General features: G+C 61.9%; 18 protein-coding genes. 10 read left to right on the forward strand and 8 right to left on the reverse strand.

Features of this window, described 5'->3' with window-relative positions:
- Nucleotides 1-4: 4 nt before the first annotated feature.
- Complete coding sequence (locus KTR60_RS27230; RefSeq protein WP_042451691.1) at nt 5-592, reverse strand: sugar O-acetyltransferase; 588 nt, start codon at nt 590-592, stop codon at nt 5-7.
- Nucleotides 593-694: 102 nt separating this feature from the next.
- Complete coding sequence (locus tag KTR60_RS27235) at nt 695-1,855, reverse strand: acetyl-CoA C-acetyltransferase (protein WP_228401459.1); 1,161 nt, start codon at nt 1,853-1,855, stop codon at nt 695-697.
- 655 nt (nt 1,856-2,510) lie between these two features.
- Between KTR60_RS27235 and KTR60_RS27240 the strand changes: the two genes are divergently transcribed.
- Nucleotides 2,511-2,891, forward strand: a complete 381-nt coding sequence (locus KTR60_RS27240; protein ID WP_003943006.1) for a hypothetical protein — start codon at nt 2,511-2,513, stop codon at nt 2,889-2,891.
- A 96-nt stretch (nt 2,892-2,987) separates the two neighbouring features.
- On the opposite strand, the gene KTR60_RS27245 is transcribed toward KTR60_RS27240, so the two are convergent.
- Together KTR60_RS27245 and KTR60_RS27250 are read right to left on the reverse strand one after the other, a co-directional pair.
- The gene (locus tag KTR60_RS27245) at nt 2,988-4,073 is read right to left on the reverse strand and encodes an ABC transporter substrate-binding protein (protein WP_030536179.1); all 1,086 of its coding nucleotides are present in this window, start codon (nt 4,071-4,073) and stop codon (nt 2,988-2,990) included.
- 54 nt (nt 4,074-4,127) lie between these two features.
- A complete protein-coding gene (locus KTR60_RS27250; protein WP_042451620.1) occupies nt 4,128-4,958 on the reverse strand; it encodes a siderophore-interacting protein in 831 nt (276 codons plus the stop codon).
- A 172-nt stretch (nt 4,959-5,130) separates the two neighbouring features.
- On the opposite strand from KTR60_RS27250, the gene KTR60_RS27255 reads away from it, so the two are divergent.
- From KTR60_RS27255 to KTR60_RS27265, 3 genes are all read left to right on the forward strand, one after another.
- Nucleotides 5,131-6,714 carry a helix-turn-helix transcriptional regulator gene (locus KTR60_RS27255; protein ID WP_042451622.1) on the forward strand — a complete coding sequence of 528 codons (1,584 nt, stop codon included), beginning with the start codon at nt 5,131-5,133 and terminating at the stop codon, nt 6,712-6,714.
- A 157-nt stretch (nt 6,715-6,871) separates the two neighbouring features.
- On the forward strand, nt 6,872-7,987 hold the full coding sequence (locus KTR60_RS27260; protein WP_042451624.1) for an agmatine deiminase family protein: 1,116 nt from the start codon (nt 6,872-6,874) through the stop codon (nt 7,985-7,987).
- Nucleotides 7,988-8,023: 36 nt separating this feature from the next.
- Complete coding sequence (locus KTR60_RS27265; protein WP_003943039.1) at nt 8,024-8,596, forward strand: TetR/AcrR family transcriptional regulator; 573 nt, start codon at nt 8,024-8,026, stop codon at nt 8,594-8,596.
- Between the two features lie 3 nt (nt 8,597-8,599).
- Here the strand turns inward: KTR60_RS27265 and KTR60_RS27270 are convergent, their stop codons facing one another.
- Complete coding sequence (locus tag KTR60_RS27270; protein ID WP_003943145.1) at nt 8,600-9,256, reverse strand: TetR/AcrR family transcriptional regulator; 657 nt, start codon at nt 9,254-9,256, stop codon at nt 8,600-8,602.
- A gap of 167 nt (nt 9,257-9,423) precedes the next feature.
- On the opposite strand from KTR60_RS27270, the gene KTR60_RS27275 reads away from it, so the two are divergent.
- From KTR60_RS27275 to KTR60_RS27300, 6 genes are read left to right on the forward strand one after another with little or no spacing between them, the layout of a single operon-like run.
- Nucleotides 9,424-10,812: a flavin-containing monooxygenase gene (locus KTR60_RS27275; protein WP_007730290.1), complete on the forward strand. Its 1,389-nt coding sequence runs from the start codon at nt 9,424-9,426 to the stop codon at nt 10,810-10,812.
- Entirely contained in the window at nt 10,809-11,963 is a 1,155-nt protein-coding gene (locus KTR60_RS27280) for a serine hydrolase domain-containing protein (RefSeq protein ID WP_007730288.1), read from the forward strand. The genes KTR60_RS27275 and KTR60_RS27280 overlap by 4 nt, the downstream gene beginning before the upstream one ends.
- Complete coding sequence (locus KTR60_RS27285; RefSeq protein WP_165638454.1) at nt 11,960-13,000, forward strand: NAD(P)-dependent alcohol dehydrogenase; 1,041 nt, start codon at nt 11,960-11,962, stop codon at nt 12,998-13,000. Before KTR60_RS27280 ends, KTR60_RS27285 begins: the two co-directional genes overlap by 4 nt.
- Nucleotides 13,001-13,019: 19 nt before the next feature.
- Entirely contained in the window at nt 13,020-14,681 is a 1,662-nt protein-coding gene (locus KTR60_RS27290) for a class I adenylate-forming enzyme family protein (RefSeq protein ID WP_228401460.1), read from the forward strand.
- Nucleotides 14,678-16,423 (forward strand): N-acyl-D-amino-acid deacylase family protein, encoded by a 1,746-nt coding sequence (locus tag KTR60_RS27295; RefSeq protein ID WP_054826743.1) that lies wholly within the window; start codon nt 14,678-14,680, stop codon nt 16,421-16,423. Before KTR60_RS27290 ends, KTR60_RS27295 begins: the two co-directional genes overlap by 4 nt.
- On the forward strand, nt 16,413-17,201 hold the full coding sequence (locus KTR60_RS27300) for an SDR family NAD(P)-dependent oxidoreductase (RefSeq protein ID WP_228401461.1): 789 nt from the start codon (nt 16,413-16,415) through the stop codon (nt 17,199-17,201). Before KTR60_RS27295 ends, KTR60_RS27300 begins: the two co-directional genes overlap by 11 nt.
- Before the next feature lies 1 nt (nt 17,202).
- On the opposite strand, the gene KTR60_RS27305 is transcribed toward KTR60_RS27300, so the two are convergent.
- The 3 genes from KTR60_RS27305 to KTR60_RS27315 form a co-directional block, all read right to left on the reverse strand.
- Nucleotides 17,203-17,682, reverse strand: coding sequence for a carboxymuconolactone decarboxylase family protein (locus tag KTR60_RS27305; RefSeq protein ID WP_003943220.1), 480 nt, complete (start codon nt 17,680-17,682; stop codon nt 17,203-17,205).
- Nucleotides 17,679-18,803, reverse strand: a complete 1,125-nt coding sequence (locus tag KTR60_RS27310) for a dihydrodipicolinate reductase (protein WP_007730283.1) — start codon at nt 18,801-18,803, stop codon at nt 17,679-17,681. Before KTR60_RS27310 ends, KTR60_RS27305 begins: the two co-directional genes overlap by 4 nt.
- A gap of 61 nt (nt 18,804-18,864) precedes the next feature.
- Nucleotides 18,865-19,545, reverse strand: coding sequence for an NUDIX hydrolase (locus tag KTR60_RS27315; RefSeq protein WP_003943269.1), 681 nt, complete (start codon nt 19,543-19,545; stop codon nt 18,865-18,867).
- Nucleotides 19,546-19,583 lie beyond the last annotated feature (38 nt).

A 19,583-nucleotide genomic window follows, 5' to 3' on the forward strand; every position in this document is an offset into this window, starting at 1 on the left:
TGCCCTAGTGCTCGCGTTGCAGTCCCTCAACTTCGGCAGGTGTCCGACGGATAACCCTTGCCGGCGATCCAGCAGCAACGACGTGATCAGGAATGTCATGCAAGACCACACTTCCCGCGCCGATCACGGCGTTGTGACCGATCGAAACTCCTGCACCGACAGTGACTGAGGCGCCGAGCCACGTGTTCTCACCGATGACGATCGGAGCAGCCCGCTCCCATCCCTCGCGGCGCCGTCGATGATCATCGACAGGGTGCAACGCTGTCATCAGCTGGGCTCCAGGCCCGATCCTCACGTCCGCGCCGATCGTGATCAGCGCATCATCCATGAAGAACCCGTTCGCGTTGACGAATGCGTTGGCTCCGAGCCGAATGTTGTGTCCGTAGCTGCATTGGAACCGCGGCACCACCAAAGCTCCGTCACCTACCTCACCAAAAAGGCTGGCGAGAGCCCGTGAGCGGACAGCGTCGTCGTCCGCCGCAGCCCCATTGAACGAGTCGAGTCGACGCCAACACTCAAGCCGCCGTTCCCGCAGCTCGTCATCATCGAGATACCACTCACCACGAGCAAGACGATCCGCCTGTTCTCCCACACTCGGATCGTCGCACACCGCGCCACGGCACCCCTGTTGGGCGCGTTGCACCCGACAAAGCGCTACAACAGAAGGTCTTCCATGCCGCCCAATTTCGCGAGCTCAGCTCAGCCGCTCGATGATGGTGACGTTCGCGGTCCCACCACCCTCACACATGGTTTGGAGTCCGTACCGTCCATCAATGCGGTCCAACTCGTGCAACATCGTGGCGAACAACTTGGTGCCAGTGGCCCCAAGAGGGTGGCCCAATGCGATTCCACCACCGTTGGGATTGACCCGGGAGGGATCTGCACCCGTCTCGATCAACCAGCTCAGAACTACCGAAGCGAATGCCTCGTTCATTTCTACGGTATCCATCTGGCCGATCGCCATGCCGGATTTCGCCAGTGCATACTTCGTCGCGGGTATCGGCGCCGAGAGCTGCAGCATCGGATCGTCGCCGCGCACGCTCATATGATGAATGCGCGCACGTGGCTTCAATCCATGAACCTCGAGCGCCTTCTCGGAGACAATCAGGGCCGCTGATGCGCCGTCACAGATCTGCGAAGCCACAGCAGCCGTCAGCAACGAGCCATCCCTCAATGCGGGCAGTGCAGCCATCTGCTCCATGGATGTCTCTCGTGGGCATTCGTCAACGACGCATTGGCCCAATGACACTGTCTCACGCTCGAATCGGCCGTCTGTGATGGCAGCACGGGCACGCTGATGCGATTGCAGTGCCCACTCCTCCATGTCTTCACGGCTGATACCCCATTTCTTGGCAATCAGGTCGGCGCCGACGAACTGTGAGATTTCGGCCTCACCGAATCGTGCTGCCCACCCCCGGGACTTACTGAAGGGCGTGTCGAATCCGTACTCGTTGCCGGCACGCATCGCCGCCGCCGAGATAGGAATCGCGGACATGTTCTGCACACCGCCGACAAGCACCACATCTTGGGTCCCGCTCATGACCGCTTGCGCTGCGAAGTGGACGGCTTGCTGTGAAGATCCGCATTGTCTGTCGACTGTCGTTCCTGGGATGTCCAAGGGTAGGCCTGCTGAAAGCCAGGCGGTGCGGGCAATGTTGCCCGATTGCGGCCCGATAGCGTCGACACAACCGAAGATCACATCGTCGACGGCTATCGGGTCCAGTCGAGTGCGGTCGAGAATCGATGTGATCACGTGGGCCCCCATGTCCGCTGGGTGCTCTCCTGCGAGCGAGCCGTGCCGTTTACCCACCGGAGTGCGGAGCGCATCGACGACATAAGCCTGAGGTGCAACCATACGAACTCCTTCGAAATCGAGCTTTGTCGGGCTTTCGATGTCGCACACACTTTAGCGATCAAGCATTTGTTTGGTAGATGAAACGTGATTTCGAGACCCGCAGCCACCACCACAGGATTGGTCTCCGCACTTCTATCCAACGAAATCCACTGCTGTCGCAATCATTCGACAGTTCGAGGCTCGACCCCCCAAACGCGACTTGGCTGCCCACGCCGCAGACCCCTCACGCCAGCGTGAAACGGCGAAAGATGCGAGAATAGCTGCGGGAGTGCATCTTCGAGCGGAACGAGCGCATCATCCATATCCATTGCCTTCCCTGAGAAATCGTTCAGCCCGCCTTGCGAACAACACCAGCTTTGTCGAGCTACACCGCAAGCCGGCTGGCCGATGGCTGGAAAGTTAGTACTTTCGGTGGAGCCCAGCATGATTGGGCTATTCACCGCCCAATACAGGCTTCGTATACCGATACGCGTTGCAGGACAACGATTCTACAAACGGTCACGCACTCAGCGATTCACGAACCGCCGCTGGCTCGAAAACTGGATCCCCTTGCGGTAATTGCGCTCCGGGTAGAGCATGGGCACCACACCGTCTTCGATTACCGGAGGTTACCGTGACGAATCTCGTACGCCGACTATCTGCCTGCGTATCCATAGTGGCCGTTTCGGTTCTCGCGCCCGCAGCCGTTGCCTCCGCTGCGGTCACCGTTCCGTTCCAGATCAACCCGGCGCCGTTCGGGAACCCAAACGGCAGCTTCGACGCACCCCCTGTCCACTGTGTGGCGGTAGTCGGCGAACAACCTGGCACGGTGACGATCACCGGCGCCAAAGACGAGCGGTGGGGTTGCATGCTTTCGACGGAAGTGCGCTGGATGAACCTCTCGACAGGAGCCTCCGGCACCGGTCGGCTTTCTGGCGACAACCAAGGAACCCCGGGAGAGGCAACCCTGCAGACTGGAGCCGGGCAAGTTGCCGTCGCCATATTGCCTGCCGCCGGACCTGTCACCCCGGGTTTCGCAACCTTCTTCGTCCCATAGGCAACCCTCAAACCCGGGACACCTACTGTACGAACGACCCGTCGCCACACAATCGTGTGGCGACGGGTGAGGGCTTTCCGTTCTCCAGTTGTACGCCTACAGCTTCGCGCTGATGAGCGGCACGATATGTTCAGCCGCCCACATCGTTCCGATCGGGCCACCGCTCGTGATTGCCCACAGAACGTCGCCACCGTCGGCGGTGCGAGGAGGCAGAGCGACCCAACGACCGGAGGACACCGCTCCCAGCGCTTGGAAGAGCTTCCCGCCGGTCAGCTTGTCGAAATCCTCCTCGCTGCCGGCGGCACTGCGGCCGATCAGCAGGAAGTCCGCATCGATGTTCTCGAGAAGTTCCTCGCCGACAGTGCTTTGGGTGACGAACTCCTGTGCACGCGGGTTCTCGGCAAAACCGAGCTCGCCCAAGAAAGTTGCCGGAGCCGAATCGGGCGCTGAAAGGTACTGCAGCCCATTGCCGGTTCCGTAGAAGATCGCCCAGGTTGCGGTCAGGCCAGTGAGTTCAGGGTTCTCCTGACGCACCTTCGCAAAATACCGATCATGGTCCGCCACGATCTTTTCGGCTGCCTTCGAGAGGTCGAGTGTCTCGCCGAGTACGCGGATCGATTCCTTCCACGGCACGAGCATCCGCGACTTCGTGTCGGGGCTCGTCACCACCGGTGCGATGGAGGACAAACGTTCGTAGTAATCGCCCATCGACAAACCACCCAGGCCGTCGGCCCAGCCGACGGCGACGATGAGGTCAGGTTCGCTCGCGGCGATCGCTTCGACGGGAAGTGTGCCGCCCATCGCGAACTCGAAGGTGTCGAGATCCTCTGCGCCGTAAGGCAGCAAGTACGACTGGGAAGCCGACTCCTTGACCATCGACGAGGAGAGAACGGGTTTGACGCCGAGCGCGAGGAGCATTTCCGTGTCGACGGCATTGGGGACGATTGCGGCAACCCGCTCCGGGCGCTTCTCGAGAATACTTGTACCATATGGCGATTCCAGGGTCAGCGGGTAAGTAGTCGTTCCTTCCGCAGCGGGAAGGGCGTTCCCCTCCGAACCGGGAGTGGACGCCGTTTTCGAGTTTTCGGCCGAGGCCGAGCACCCGGACACAAGGAGCGCTGCGGCGAGCGCGGCCCCGATCAGTCCGATGATCCGTGATCGTCTGGTGCGCAGGACTGTCATTTCTGCCTTTCGGTGTTATCGAGCGCTTCGGTCTTACCGAGCGATGGAGCCGGGTCAGGAATCTGTGCGCACTGTGTCGCTGCGTTTCCAGTAGCCGGTGAAATCGATGTCGGTCTTCGCAATTCCTCGATCACGAATCAAATGACGCCGAAGCGAGCGAATCGTCGCCTGTTCGCCTGCAAGCCAAGCGAATACGCGTCCGTCAGGCCATTCGACTGCACTGACCGCGTCGAGCAACAAAGAATTAGTGCCGGGCTCCGCCCCCTCGCGTGGCAACCACGTGACACTCACCCCGGGCAACTCGCGCACCGATTGAATGTGAGCCGAGTCCGCAATTTCGACGAACACATGCCCCCTGGCATCGGCAGGCAATTCCTCGAGCAGACGTGCGATCGCAGGTAGCGCCGTCTCGTCACCGACGACGAGCAGATACTCGCAATCTTCCGGGAGTCCCTGCGATACAGAGGGACCCGCGATGTGCATTCGGTCGCCCGGGCCGGCGTCGCGCGCCCAGGTGGTAGCAACTCCACCGCCGTGAACGACGAAATCGACGTCGAGTTCACTTGTTCGCGGATCGTAACGGCGCACGGTGTACGCGCGGGCAAGTGGACGGCGTCCCGCTGCGAAAGTCACAGTGCCGTCGACTATCACCGGCAAGACCGGATCGGTTTCGCCAGGATAGGCGAACAACAATCGGAGGTCGTCGTCGAAGCCGGTGCTGACGAAGGCGGGCTCGGCAAAGCCGTCGGCGTTTGTGAAGGTGTCGAGCTGCGCTCCGGTGAGCGTCACTCTCCGCATGCCCGGCGTCACGTCTGTCACCCGACGTACCTCGAGTTCACGCAAGGTGACTGAGTACGCCGTTGTCGGACGGGTGTTTCGGGGCACGGAAAGACTCCTCGGAAGCGCACAGACGGGGGGTTCGACCCACGCTCGATCACGGCGGGAGGGCCATTGAATAAAGCTAGCCTGCCCTAATCGGTTACGGTTATCCGTGCGTGCCGACTTCTTACACTCATCGGTGGCTGCGTGAGAAAGCATCTGAATCGGGAGGGCATACGTGGGACCACGGTTGGTGTTCTCCGCGGGCGAAGTCCCCGAGATCCCCGCGTCCCGACTCTCCTTGATCGCGAATGCACGTGAGCCACTGCTCTTCTGGGTACACACCGGACACGCGGAACTACAGATTGGCGACCGCACCCGCAGCGTGACCGCTGGGGCGGCAACCTGGGTGCCCGCGGGAATCGCCTACAGCATCCGAGTCGACCCGGGAGCGGTCGCGTTTCCCATTCCGATGCCCGCTGCCGACCTGCCGCCCACGTTGAACCGGATCATCGATTTCGAGATCCCGGCAGCCTGGCAGGACTGGCTCGTCCACCAGTTCGCGCACAACTTGGGATTTCTGCGCGGTGGGGCGACTGTGGGGGCCGGACTACTCGAGCTTGTCGCGGGGGCCCATTCCAACGACGCCGACGCTTCGGTGTCGTACGCCCCACCGAATTTGCCACGCTCGGCCGAGACCCTCGAGATCGCTCGCACGCTTCTACGGACGCCAGCCGACGACACGGAGCTTCCCCAGTTCGCCCGGCAACTCAAGATCGGCGTCCGCACCCTGCAGCGCCGATTCACGGAGGAGACGGGGTTGCCTTTCGCGCGTTGGCGCACCTCGGCCCGGATCGCGGCAGCAATCGCATACCTGAACTCCGGCCGCGAAATCGGATGGACGGGTGGGCAGGTCGGATTCGCGACGCCCGCGGGATTCACCCGTGCCTTCCGTGAACACACCGGTGTGACACCCAGTGACTACACACGTGCAAACCAAGGCTCAGCGCCGATCCATGAGAACGAGACCTTGGCACAGAGCGTCGCACTCTTGTCCAAGGAAGGCGCCCACTCAGGCTCGGCGCCGATACCGCCGACGATTCCCGCAAGCGGAACGTGGGCCAGGGTCAACAACTTTCACGTCGTCGTCTGGATCTACCGAGGCTCCGCCCGGGTCACTTTCGGCGACCGAACCTGGAATCTGAGGCGGGGCGACGCGATGTGGCTTCCCGCGGGAGTACGCAACAGCGTCGAGATCGCGGAGGGTTCGCTTCTACTTCCGCTCGGATCCCAGCCTGGCGACTCTCCCGTCACTGCACCGCCGCCACGAGTGCTGCACTTCGCGCGCGAAGCGGAGGCGTATCTGTTGCACACGGTCGTTGCGAATTACACCCTTCTGCGCCCCGAGATCCATGACCCAGCGAGGATCTCGAGGCTGATCCGAAACAGCGCGGCGACGCGGACACCCGGCGGCCGAACCGATCCTGTCGAAACGATCCTTACCGCACTCCGCGCGGACCCCACCGATTCGCGCACGCTGCCGGAGTGGAGCGCTCGACTCGGCGTCGACGAGGGCCTGCTCCACAAACGCTTCGTAGCGGCCACCGGCCAGAGCTTCCCGCGCTGGCGCGGTCAGTTGCGGATGACCCTCGCCCGCGCTTATCTCGAGGAGGGCTTCTCGGCCGGAGAGACCGCCCGTCGACTCGGCTACGCGCACGCGTCCGGATTCACCAAGGTCTTCATCGGTGCCCACGGCATGTCGCCCCGGGACTACCAGCGCCGCGGATGGCGGGGAACGGTCGAAGGACTCATCGACTCGTGACCTTCCGACGGATGAGTCCTTCGATCCGTCGTGTCGCCCGCCGAAACGGTCTCGAACTGGCACTACTTCCTTGACTAAATTTTCAGTCAAGGTTTACGCTCCATGCAAGCAGGACGCGGACCGGGCGCGCACGCACACAGCACAAGGAGTCACCGCAATGCAAAGACGTCGGTTCATTCAGGCAGGCGCCGCTGCGCTCAGTGGCCTCTTTTTGGCAGGTTGCGGCGATTCCGACTCAGCCTCGCGCGGGAGCGATGGCAGCAACGATCTTCGCGAGTGGGTGATGCCGGAAGAGGGGGATCCGCACAAGCGCACCTGGATGGCGTTCGGTGCCAGCGAAGCGATCTGGGGAGCAGCCCTCCTGCCCGAGGTCCAGCGCAACCTCGCGACGATCGCGCAGACCATCGCGCAGTTCGAGCCCGTCTCGATGCTTGTTCGTTCCGAGGAACTGGACTTGGCTCGCTCCCTCGTCGGCCCATCGGTCGAACTGATCGCCGCGCCTCTCGACGACCTCTGGATGCGCGATACCGGCCCCGTATTCGTGAAAGGCAACGGGACCAAAGCGGGTATCGATTTCAACTTCAACGGTTGGGGCGAGAAGCAGGATTTTGATCAGGACGGCCAGGTCGCAGCTTTCGTTGCCGCCCGCGCGGGAGTCGAATCATTGCCTACCGACCTGATCCTCGAAGGCGGCGGCATCGAGGTCGACGGCGAAGGCACAGCCATCATCACCGAAAGCTGTGTACTCAACAACAACCGCAACCCGGGATGGTCGAAGTCGGACGTCGAAGCCGAACTCGGCCCCCTGCTCGGTCTCGACAAGATCATCTGGCTACCGGGAATCGCCGGCAAGGACATCACGGACGGCCACACGGACTTCTACGCCCGTTTCGCACGCCCAGGTGTCGTGGTCGCAGGCCTCGACACAGACCCGGAGTCGTTCGACCACGACGTGACCGCACGTCACCTCGAGATTCTCCAGAACGCGACCGACGCACAGGGACGGAAGCTGGAAGTGGTGGTCCTCGAGGCGCCGGTCGCGATCAGGCCCGACTTCGAATCGGACGATTTCGCAGCCGGATATATCAACTTCTACGTATGCAATGGGGCGGTCATCGCACCCGAGTTCGGTGACCCCGAGGCCGACCAGGCCGCCAGAAGTGAATTGGAGCGCCTCTTCCCCGACCGCCGTGTCGTGCAGATCAACATCGACGCCATCGCCGCGGGTGGTGGCGGCATTCACTGCACCACCCAGCAGGAACCCGCGGACTAGAAACCTGTCCCGACCACCCTCGTAGAATTCGGACTCGTGTCGAACCGCCAAACGCAAATCTTGGAAGCAGCAGTCCGCGTCATTGCCCAACACGGCGTACGCGGGCTGAGGGTGGAGACGCTCGCTGCCGAGGCCGGAGTGTCGACGGCACTCATCTACTACCACTTCCAAAACCGCGCAGGTGTGCTGCGCCGGGCCCTCGATCACATCAACGATCGCGCCGCGCTGTACACCGAAAGTGCCTTCACGGAGACAGACCCTCGTGCGCAGCTCGAGCAGATGCTCCTGCTGGAGTTTCAGAATTCCCCGAAGATTCGGGAGAACAGCATCGCCTGGGGTGAACTCCGAGCAAGCGCAGTCTTCGCCGACGAGCTGCGCGAACCGCTACGCACCACGACGCAAGAGTGGGCAGACGACGTCGAATCCTTGATCCGCCAAGCGCAGGATGCCGGGCTCGCTGATCCGAAGGCAAGCCCGGCCGACGCCGCCGAACGACTCACCGCCCTGGTCGAGGGTCTGAGCGAACGCTGGCTGAGCGGCTCGATCCCCATCGAACGAGCCAGAGAACTGCTCACCGGCGCGATCAGTGTGGAGATCGATCCGAGCTAGCCTCTACCGCTCGCCGACGCCCTTCGATTCCGGAGACAGAGCCGGGAACCAGATGTCGGTCAGAACTTCGGCGGCCTGAATCCGCGTCACATCGATTGTCCCCTGCACGGCCCAGCGTGTGAAAAATCGCTCCAACTGACTCACGAGCAGTTCGACGCGCAACCGTGCCTCGTCGTGCTGTTCCGCCGGCCAACGGCCCAGGTACTTGGGCATGGCATTCGGTAGTTGGGTCATACCGTCTCGCGCTGTCTCGCGGAACTCCGGTTCGAGTGCCACGGCCTCGTCCCAGGCCGGCAGCAGGCGTTTGTTCTCGTCGAACCAGTCGAAGGCACGCTCCAACCAAGCCGTGAATTCCACGCGAGAGTTCGTGTCGAGAACCCGATCGAGATCGATGTAGAAAGCGAACGCACTCGCCGCCATCCCGGCCGCGCCGATCGTTTTGAGCATCTCCACCTTGCTGGCGAAATGCACGTAGAACGTGGCTCGACTGCATCCGACGACCGAGGCGATGTCGTCGACCGTGACAGCCGCGTATCCCCGTTCCTCGAACAGAGTGCGTGCGGCGTCCACGAGTTTGGCCCGCGTCGCTCGTTTCTGCTCGTCGCGAAGTGTTCCCCGCCTGTTCTTCGGGCCGTCCGTAGTCGTGCTCACGTCGCCCACCTTGCTCGCATTTCAACCTCCTGGCAAATCACCGACTCGCCGTCACCAAAAAACATTGCGTCATTCATTGACACAACGTCAGCGAATGGCGCACTATGACTCAAGTCACTTCTCGGGCTTCGATTCTTCTTCTCGCACGCCCGAGACAGAACAGAAAGCGATGGCGAATGAGCCCCTCCCCCTTGCCGAGCGTGTGCATCATCGGCGCCGGGCCTACCGGAATCACGACGGCCAAGCGAATGAAGGAATTCGGAATACCCTTCGACTGCTACGAAGCGTCCGACGAGGTCGGCGGAAACTGGTACTACAAGAATCCCAACGGGATGTCGGCCTGCTACCAGAGCCTGCATATCGACACGTCGAAGTGGCGCTTGGCATTCGAGGACTTCCCGGTCTCCGCTGACCTTCCCGACTTCCCGCACCACTCCGAACTCTTCCAGTACTTCAAGGACTACGTCGAGCACTTCGGACTGCGTGAGTCGATCATCTTCAACACCAGTGTTGTTGCAGCAGAACGTGATACAGACGGGCTGTGGACCATCACGCGCTCGGACGGCGAAGTTCGCACCTACGACGTCCTGATGGTCTGCAACGGACATCATTGGGATCCCAACATCCCGGACTACCCAGGTGAGTTCGACGGGGTCCTCATGCACAGCCACAGCTACAACGACCCGTTCGACCCGGTCGACATGCGCGGCAAAAAGGTAGTCGTGGTCGGAATGGGCAACTCCGGCTTGGATATTGCCTCCGAACTGGGCCAGAGATACCTCGCCGACAAGCTCATCGTGTCGGCTCGCCGTGGAGTCTGGGTACTGCCGAAATATCTCGGCGGTGTACCCGGCGACAAACTGATCACCCCGCCCTGGATGCCGCGTGGTCTACGACTGTTCCTGAGTCGTCGATTCCTCGGCAAGAATCTGGGAACGATGGAAGGCTACGGTCTGCCGAAGCCGGACCACCGCCCCTTCGAGGCCCACCCGTCGGCCAGCGGCGAGTTCCTCGGACGCGCCGGGTCAGGCGACATAACCTTCAAGCCTGCCATCACCAAACTCGACGGAAAGCAGGTTCACTTCGCGGACGGCACCGCCGAGGACGTCGACGTGGTCATCTGCGCCACCGGCTACAACATCAGCTTCCCCTTCTTCAGTGATCCGAATCTGCTGCCGGACAAAGACAACCGATTCCCACTGTTCAAACGAATGATGAAGCCCGGCATCGACAACCTCTTCTTCATGGGACTGGCGCAGCCCATGCCGACACTCGTCAACTTCGCCGAGCAGCAGAGCAAACTCGTCGCGGCCTACCTGACCGGCAAATACCAACTGCCGTCTGCGAACGAGATGCAGGAGATCACCAAAGCCGACGAGGCGTACTTCCTCGCCCCCTATTACAAGTCGCCGCGGCACACCATCCAGCTCGAGTTCGATCCCTACGTCCGCAACATGAACAAGGAAATCGCCAAGGGCACCAAGCGTGCTGCGGCCTCCGGAAACAAGCTACCTGTTGCCGCGCGTGCAGCAGCACACGAACTCGAGAAGGCGGATCGCGCATGAGTCTGGTGAACGGTCACTGCGACAACGAGTTCGACGCCGTCCGAGCGGCTTTCGAGGCTCAACTCGAATCCGGTGAAGAACTCGGCGGCTCCGTTGCCATCACCGTCGACGGAGAATCCGTGGTCGATCTCTGGGGCGGGTACGCCGACGAATCCCGTACCACTCCTTGGGGCAGCGACACCATCGTCAACACGTTCTCCATCACCAAGACCATGACGGCCCTGTGTGCGCTCCTGCTGGTCGAACGCGGCCAATTGGACGTGTACCAGAAAGTTGCTCACTACTGGCCCGAATTTGCGGCAAACGGTAAGGAAGACATCGAAGTTCGCCACCTCCTGTCGCATACGTCTGGCGTCTCCGGTTGGGAGCGCCCGATCGAACTGACGGACATCTACGACCTCGAGGCGTCCACCGCTCGCCTCGCTACCCAGAAGCCTTGGTGGACCCCGGGTACGGCGTCGGGCTATCACGCGATCAACTACGGCCATCTCGTCGGTGAGGTCATTCGTCGCATCGACGGGCGAACTCTCGGCAGGTTCTTTGCCGAAGAGCTTTCCGGTCCACTGGGAGCCGACTTCCATATCGGCACGTCCGCAGAGCATTTCGGTCGAATCGCCACCATGGTTCCGCCGCCCGCGTTGGAGTTCGACCTGTCCACGCTCGACCAGGACAGCATCTTCATCAAGACCCTGACCTGCCCACTGCTCGACTACCCCGAGGTCAACACCGCACCCTGGCGGGAAGCCGAGATCGGCGCAGTCAACGGCCACGGCAACGCACGTTCTATCGCTCGGGTCCAATCCCTGATCTCGAACGGTGGTGTGCTCGACGGCCGGAAGCTGCTCTCGCAGAGCACCATCGACCTGATCTTCGAGATCCAAGCCGACGGTATCGATCTCGGGATCATGACACCACTCAAGTTCGGCATCGGCTACGGACTGCCACATCCGGTTACCGCGCCACTGATTCCGGACGGACGCACCTGCTGGTGGGCAGGTATCGGCGGCTCGATGCTGGTCAACGATCTGGACCGACGGATGACCTTCGCCTACGTCATGAACAAGATGGCACCGGGCCTGATCGGATCCGACCGCAGCAACGCGTACCTGAGCGCCGCATACAACTCCGAGGTCAGCGAGGTCAGCTCATGAAGGCAGCCCAGCTCATGGGGCCCGGGCTCCTGGAAATCAACGACGTGCCGGTCCCGGAGATCGGCCCGTCGGAACTACTGATTCGGGTGGGCGCAGCTGGAATCTGCCACTCCGATCTCCATCTCCTGCACTTTCCGTACAAGATGCGCGAAGAACCGCTGACTATCGGCCACGAAATTGCCGGAACGATCGAAGCCGTCGGGAGTGGCGTCGACGGCCGTTCCGTCGGAGAGCGTGGCGTCGTCTACCTCTGTTGGTCATGTGGACAGTGCCGAGAATGCATGAGCGGCAACGAGAATATGTGCCTCGCCGCTGGACGCACCGCGATGCCGCCCTGCCCCGGGCTTGGTCCCGAAGGCGGGATGGCCGAGTACGTCAAGATCCCGGCTCGCTCATTCGTACCCATCGGAGACCTCGACTTCCTGCAGGCCGCACCTCTCGCCGATGCGGCACTGACGAGCTACCACGCCATTCGCGGTGCCCGCGAACATCTCCAGCCCGGTGCCACCGCCGTCGTGATCGGCGTCGGCGGACTCGGTCACGTTGCAGTACAGATACTTCGCGCAATCAGTGCCGTGCGCATCATCGCCGTCGATGTCGGACAGGATCAACTCGATCTCGCCAAACGTTGCGGCGCCGACATCACGCTCGAATCGGGACCGGACACCGCGCAGCACATCCTCGACCTCACATCGGCCAGAGGCGCAGAAGTCATCTTCGACTTCGTCGGTATCGACGCAACTGCACAGATGTCCGTTCAAGCGGTTGCGCCGAACGGCGCGTATCGCATGGTAGGTCTCGGAGGCGGAAACCCCGGAATCACTGCCGAAGCTGCCGGCGGACCAGGCTGGCCGTGGGGCGCATCGATCCGGAAGTCGTACGGCGGCACCAGAAACGACCTCGCCGATTCCATCGCCCTGGCACAGGCCGGTCTGGTAACGGTAGAAGTAGCCCGCTTCGACCTCGCTGATGCCCGCGACGCACTCGACCGTCTCGAACACGGCAAGGTCACCGGACGCGCAGTGCTCGTACCCTAATCTTCGAAAGGCACTTCACGTGACTACTTCCGCTGATACACAAGCATTCATCGCGTCCGTCATGGCCGGGCTGACCGGCCCCGGTGGTCCTTTCGAGATGCAAGTCGAGGATGTACTGGGCAGTTCGATGCCCGTCATGAAGAACCGTGACAAGGCACTCGGCGACGTGCTCGCTGCATCCTTCGACTACGGATCACGCGACTATCTGGTGACCAAGGACCGACGCTTCAGCTACCTCGAGCACGGCGAGGCCGTAGCAGCATTGGCGACGGCGCTGCGCGAGCGGTACGGCGTCCGCAAGGGTGATCGGGTCGGCATACTTGCTGCCAATACGCCGGAATGGGTGATGACCTTCTGGGCGGCTCAGTCCCTCGGTGCCATCGCCGTCGGATTCAACTCGTGGTGGGTGGCCCGCGAGGTGGCGTACGGCATCGATCACACCACCCCCACAGTGGTGATCGCCGACGCCAAACGCGCGCAGATTCTTTCCGAACTGAACACCGATGTTCCCGTGCTCACGATGGAAGAAGATCTACCTACCTTGTTGGAGAAGTATTCGGGTTCTGCACTGCCCCGCACGTCCGTCGACGAGGACGATCCGGCCGTCATCCTGTACACGAGCGGAACCAGCGGCCGCCCCAAGGGGGCTGTTCACAGTCACCGAAACGTGTTGGCCGTCATCGACTACCACCGCTACAGCGATCGCCTCGCTGCGGCGTTCACCGGCAAACCCAGCGACGGCCGACCGAGTGACTTGCGGTATCTGCTGACCGCGCCGCTGTTTCACATTGCAAGCCTGCATAACCTGGCGATCCCACGACTCGCGACGGGCGGAGCGGTGGTCATCCATCAGGGCGCCTTCGACGTCGACGAAGTCCTTTCCCTCGTCGAACGCGAGAAGGTCACAAACTGGGCGGTGGTCCCCACCATGGCAACCCGTCTCCTCGAGTACGGCGGTCTCGAGAAGTACGACCTGACCTCACTGAGCGCCTTTGCGCTCGCGTCTGCGCCGTCATCTCCGGCCTTGCAGGACCGACTGCGCGCACGACTGCCTTTTGCGCAGCACACCTTGGTCGACAGCTACGGGCTCACCGAATCCTCCACCGGCATTTCAGTTGCCACACCACCGGAACTTGCCGCGTTCCCCGGAACTCTCGGCCGGCCGATCATCGGGGTGAGCGTGGAGGTGCGCGACCCCTTCGGTGTTGCAGTCCCCGACGGCGAGGAAGGTGAGATCTGTGCGCGCAGCGCCTATGTGATGTTGGGGTACTGGAACGACGAGACCGCGACTGCAGCCGCTATCGGTCCTGATCGATGGCTCCGAACCGGCGACTTCGGAATATTCGAGGACGGCCGACTCCGCCTGACGGGTCGCCGATCCGACCTGATCCTGCGCGGCGGCGAGAACGTCTACCCTCTCGAAATCGAGCAGACCATCGACGAGCATCCCGCCGTACTCGAATGCGCTGTGATCGGCATTGATTCGGCAGACCTCGGCCAAGAAGTTGCAGCCGTCGTCGTTTTGCGGAGTGAGGGAGCCGCCGGCGAAGAAGAACTACGCGACTATGTCGCCGAACGACTGGCTTACTTCAAGGTGCCGGTGAAGTGGAAACTGAGCACAACTCCTCTGCCCCGCAATGCAACCGGAAAAACGATACGTGCAAAGGTGGTTCTCTCATGACCTACGACGCCGTGATCAACAACGGTCTGTGGTTCGACGGCACCGGGGCCAAACCAGCTGTCCGCAATCTGGGTATCCGCGATGGGTTGGTTACTGCCATCTCCCTCGATCCACTCGACGAAACCGACTGTCCCCGTGTAATCGACGCGAGGCGCAAGTGGGTGATCCCGGGCATCGTGGACATCCATACTCACTACGACGTCGAGATCCTCGAAGGCCCGGCGCTGAGCGAATCTCTCAGACACGGGGTCACGTCGATCTTTGTCGGATCGTGTTCCCTGTCCACCATTCACGCCAGCCCCTCCGACGCGGGTGATCTCTTCGGCAGAGTAGAGGCAATTCCGCGTAAGCACGTCGTCGACGCACTCAACCGTGCCAAGACCTGGAACTCTGCGAGCGAGTATGTTGCTGCACTAGAGGCGCTTCCGCTAGGTCCCAACGTTGCAGCCTTCATCGGACACTCCGATATGCGGGCCGCCGAGATGGGACTGGATCGTGCTACCAGGAAGGACGTCCATCCCACAGACGCCGAACTCGCGTCGATGGAAGCACAGTTGACCGAAGCTCTCGACGCAGGATTCGTCGGGATGTCCAGTCAGCAATTGTTGTTCGACAAACTCGACGGCGAGACCTGCCGCTCACGCACGCTGCCGTCGACGTATGCAACCACGAAAGAACGACGCCGACTCAATGCGATCCTGCGCCGTCGGGGACGGGTATTTCAGGCCGGACCTGACCTCTCCAACCCGATGAGTACCGGAGCGATGGCGTTCTCCAGCGCGGGTATCTGGCGTAAGCGACTCAAGACGAGCATGCTTTCGGCGGCCGACATCAAGTCCAACAAGTTGGCCGTGGTGATACTCGGCCCACTGGCACACTTGGTCAATCGACTCGGCGGCGACCTGCGCTGGCAGCACCTGCCAGTTCCCTTCGAGGTATATGCCGACGGCATCGACCTGGTTGTCTTCGAGGAGTTCGGATCCGGCGCTGCAGCACTGCATCTGACCGACGAGATGGAACGCAACGTCCTCATGCAGAGCGAGGATTACCGTCGACAATTCCGCAAGGACTACGACCAGAAGTTCGGTGTCAAAGTTTGGCATCGCGATTTCTTCGACGCCGAGATCGTGTCCTGCCCCGACGAATCCCTGGTCGGCAAGAGCTTCGGGCAGGTCGGCGTCGAACGTGGCGGCCTCCACCCTGTCGATGCATTCCTGGATCTGGTCCTCGAACACGGCACGAAAGTGCGTTGGCGCACAACCATCTCGAACCACCGGCCGGAGGTTCTGGACAAGTTCGCCCAGGACAATGGTGTCCAACTCGGGTTCTCCGACGCCGGAGCGCATTTGCGCAACATGGCGTTCTACAACTTCGGCTTACGCCTACTACGACGTGTCTACGATGCCCAAAAGGTCGGCCGTCCGTTCATGACCGTCGAGGCAGCGGTGCATCGTCTCACCGGTGAACTCGCCGAGTGGTACGACGTCGATGCCGGGCACCTTCGATTAGGTGATCGCGCCGACCTGGTTGTGATCGATCCCGCTCATCTCGACGATTCGCTCGACACTTATGCGGAAAGCCCGGTTGTGGAGTACGACAACCTCTCCCGCATGGTCAATCGCAACGACCAGACCGTCACCGCAGTGTTCGTCGGCGGCGAGTACGTCTTCGGCGACGGAGAAGCAGCACCCGTTCTCGGCAACCGCCGAACCGGAAAGTTCTTGAAAGCAGGTGCCCATTAACACGTCCAGATTTGCCGGGAAAACAGCAGTCGTCACTGGAGCAGCATCAGGTATCGGTGCAGCCATCGCACTAAGGCTTATCGACGAAGGCGCACAGGTAGCTGGAATCGACATCGCTGCAGAGGGTTTGAAAGAGATAGCCTCCCAGCAGGGCGGGGCTTTCCTCGCCGTTCCCACTGACGTCACCAAGGAATCCGATGTTGCCGAGGCCCTTGCCGCGGCGGCGGCGGAATTCGGCGGTATCGATCTGGCTTTCAACGTTGCCGGTGCGTCGAGGGTGGGGCAGATCGTCGACCTCGAGGAGGCCGACTGGGATTTCACGATCGACCTGGTTCAGAAGGGCGTCTTCCTCTGCACCAAACATGAAGCGCGGCATATCCGAGAGCACGGTCGCGGTGGTGCGATAGTCAACGTGTCCTCATTGAACGCGCACGTGCCGAGCCCCTACGGGAGTGCATACGCGACAGGCAAAGCCGGAGTCGAGATGTTCAGCAAGAATGCCGCGATCGAACTGGCTGCGTCGGGAATCCGGGTCAACGCAGTTCTGCCCGGCCTGGTCGACACGCCACTGGTCGCGCCGGTCATGAACTACGAACCCGCCCGCGACATGTTTCTCAGCCGAATCCCCATGTCCCGAGCGGCAACTCCCGACGAGATCGCGGGCCCCTGCCTCTATCTCGCCAGTGACGACGCCTCGTACATCACCGGAACCAGTCTGGTCGTCGACGGCGGCTGGGAGGTCTCGAACTACCCGGATCTGACGACGCTGGGCAACTAGTTCAGTTGCCGGGCAACACACATTGAGTATCGAGGCCGAGGACGTGGTTGAGCCGGCCGAAGGCCAACCACGATCCGAGGCACATGCTCAACTCGACGATTTCTCGCTGGGAGTAGTGAGCGGTCATACGTTCCCAGAACTCGTCGTCGAGCCCGTGGTGGTCGAGGGCGTATCTCTCGGCGTATTCGGCAGCGAGGCGCGTCCTGTCGTCGAAGGCATCGGTGGTGCGCCAGTCGGTGACAGACTGATCGAACGTCGACTCCACAGTCTCGCCGTCACGCTCGGTGCGCCAGTCCTGACAGAAGATGCACCCGTTGATCTGAGCGATCCGAAGCCTGGCCGCCTCGAACTCGCGGAGTCCGAGAGTGCCGTCCGTGTAGACCTTTTGGGAGAACCCGGCGGCCGCGGGTCCGATGCCGGGGACCATCTCTCCCCACACGTAGCCGATCGGATTCTTGCCTTCGGGTATGTCGATATTCATGTGAGTACCTCCGAGTTTCGGGCACCGAGCTTGCCGACGCCGGGTGTGAGCGGAACGTCCAGCGCGTCGTAAAGACCGGGTTCAGCCTGACGTAGCCAGGGAATTGCGTTGACGAGACGTCCTACGGCCGTGGCATTTCCACCGGCCGCGCGGTTTCCACCTTCATCGGTGGCTTCGACGTTGATCTCGATTCGTGGTCGTCCTTCGACGATCACCTTGTGCGCGCCGTCGCCGCCGTCGGGCGGGAGCGGCCAGTCGCGGGCACAGGACGGATGAATACGCGTGACGTGTTCGATCACGATCAGGGGTTCCCCGCCGACGATTCCCTGAACCTCGAATCGCAGTGCGCCTTGGGTGCCGACCGCGAACTCCCCCATATGTTCGGTCGACACGGTTTCCTCGAGCGGGCGGCGCAGCAAGGTCTCGCGGATCTCGTCGAGTTCCACCCCGAGTGCCCGCGCGATGAGCCGAATCTGCCCGCCCCAGACCATGGTGGGTACGGTCGGTGCGACCATGGGAGGTTCGTAGTCCATCGGCTGACCCATCCCGATCAGGTAGCGGACAGAATCCGGCTGTTCGTAGGTCGTGTAGTCGAAGATTTCCTGACACCGGATCTGGTCGATTGTCCCCGCGAGCCCGCTGACGAGAATCGGCAGGATGTCGTTGCCCCAGCCTGGGTCGATACCGGAGACGAACAGAGCGCCGCCGCCCGCCTTGGCAGCAGCTTCGACGGGATCACGAAGTTCGGGAGGCGCAGATTTCGGGTCGTACAGCGCATATACGGACGGCGTGACCACCACAGCTCCGGCGGCCAGTGCCCGCGTGATGTCGGCAACCGCGTCGTCGGGCCGAATGTCGCCGGACGCCGCGTAGACCACCGCGCCGGGAGACGCTGCGAGCACGGCATCGGCGTCGTCGGTAGCCGCGACGCCCAGGTGCACTCCCAGATCGGCGAGGTCACCGGCGTCTCGCCCGACCTTCTCGGGGTTCGCAACGATGACGCCGACAAGTTCGAGGGCCGGATTGGCTGTCACAGCGCGAATCGATGCACGCCCGACGTTGCCGGTACCCCACACGACAGTCGGAATCTTGGACTCGGCTTCATTCGAAACTGCACCCATCAATCGGACATTACCCAGCTCAGCGCGTCAGGTCAGCAGAACTGCAAGAATTCGTTTCACTTCATCCGGTCAAAAATGCCATTGCCTGCGCAGTCAGTGCGCCGTCACCCCGCCTCCGGTACGTCTCGGCGGGTCGGCCGTTACCTGGTCTGCTCATCTCGCCGGTACTTTCGAGCGCGTCGAACACCTGCCGGCGGAAGCTGTCCTTCTGGAACGGACGATCGAAGATCACCTCGTAGAGTCCCCGAAGTTCGGCGACGGTGAACGTCCCGCCCGACAATCCGTCCGGATCCACGTACGACGCATACCTCGTGCGTAGGTCCGTGACCGCGAGTCGCACCATGTCGGCGTGATCGAATGCGAGTCCGCTCACTGCCTCGTCGTCGTACACATCGACGAGAAGCGCCGAATCGGGCAGTGCCGATTCCGGTAGGCAAGCCGTGTGTGCGACCGACAAAACCCATCCACGGTCGTCGCGGTCCGGTCGGTCGAAGATCGCCAACTGGTGGAAGCTCGTCTGGGCCAACTCTGCCTTGACCGACAGGGCACGATCGGCTGCGGCCGTGAGCAATTCGCGTTCGTGCAGAAATGTTCCCGGTAGCGCCAGCGCACCGAGACGGTGCCGAACCACCAGAACTTTCAGAGATCCACCGCTGTACGTCAGCACCGCGACGTCCACTGCCACAGACGGACGCGGATAGTCCGTCAATCCCTTGCCGCTCGTGTCTGTCCATTTATTCACCCTTGCATGTTATCTCAAACATGATCTATGGTTAGCGC

Source organism: Rhodococcus sp. C1, from assembly GCF_020809065.1.
Taxonomy (GTDB): domain Bacteria; phylum Actinomycetota; class Actinomycetes; order Mycobacteriales; family Mycobacteriaceae; genus Rhodococcus_F; species Rhodococcus_F qingshengii.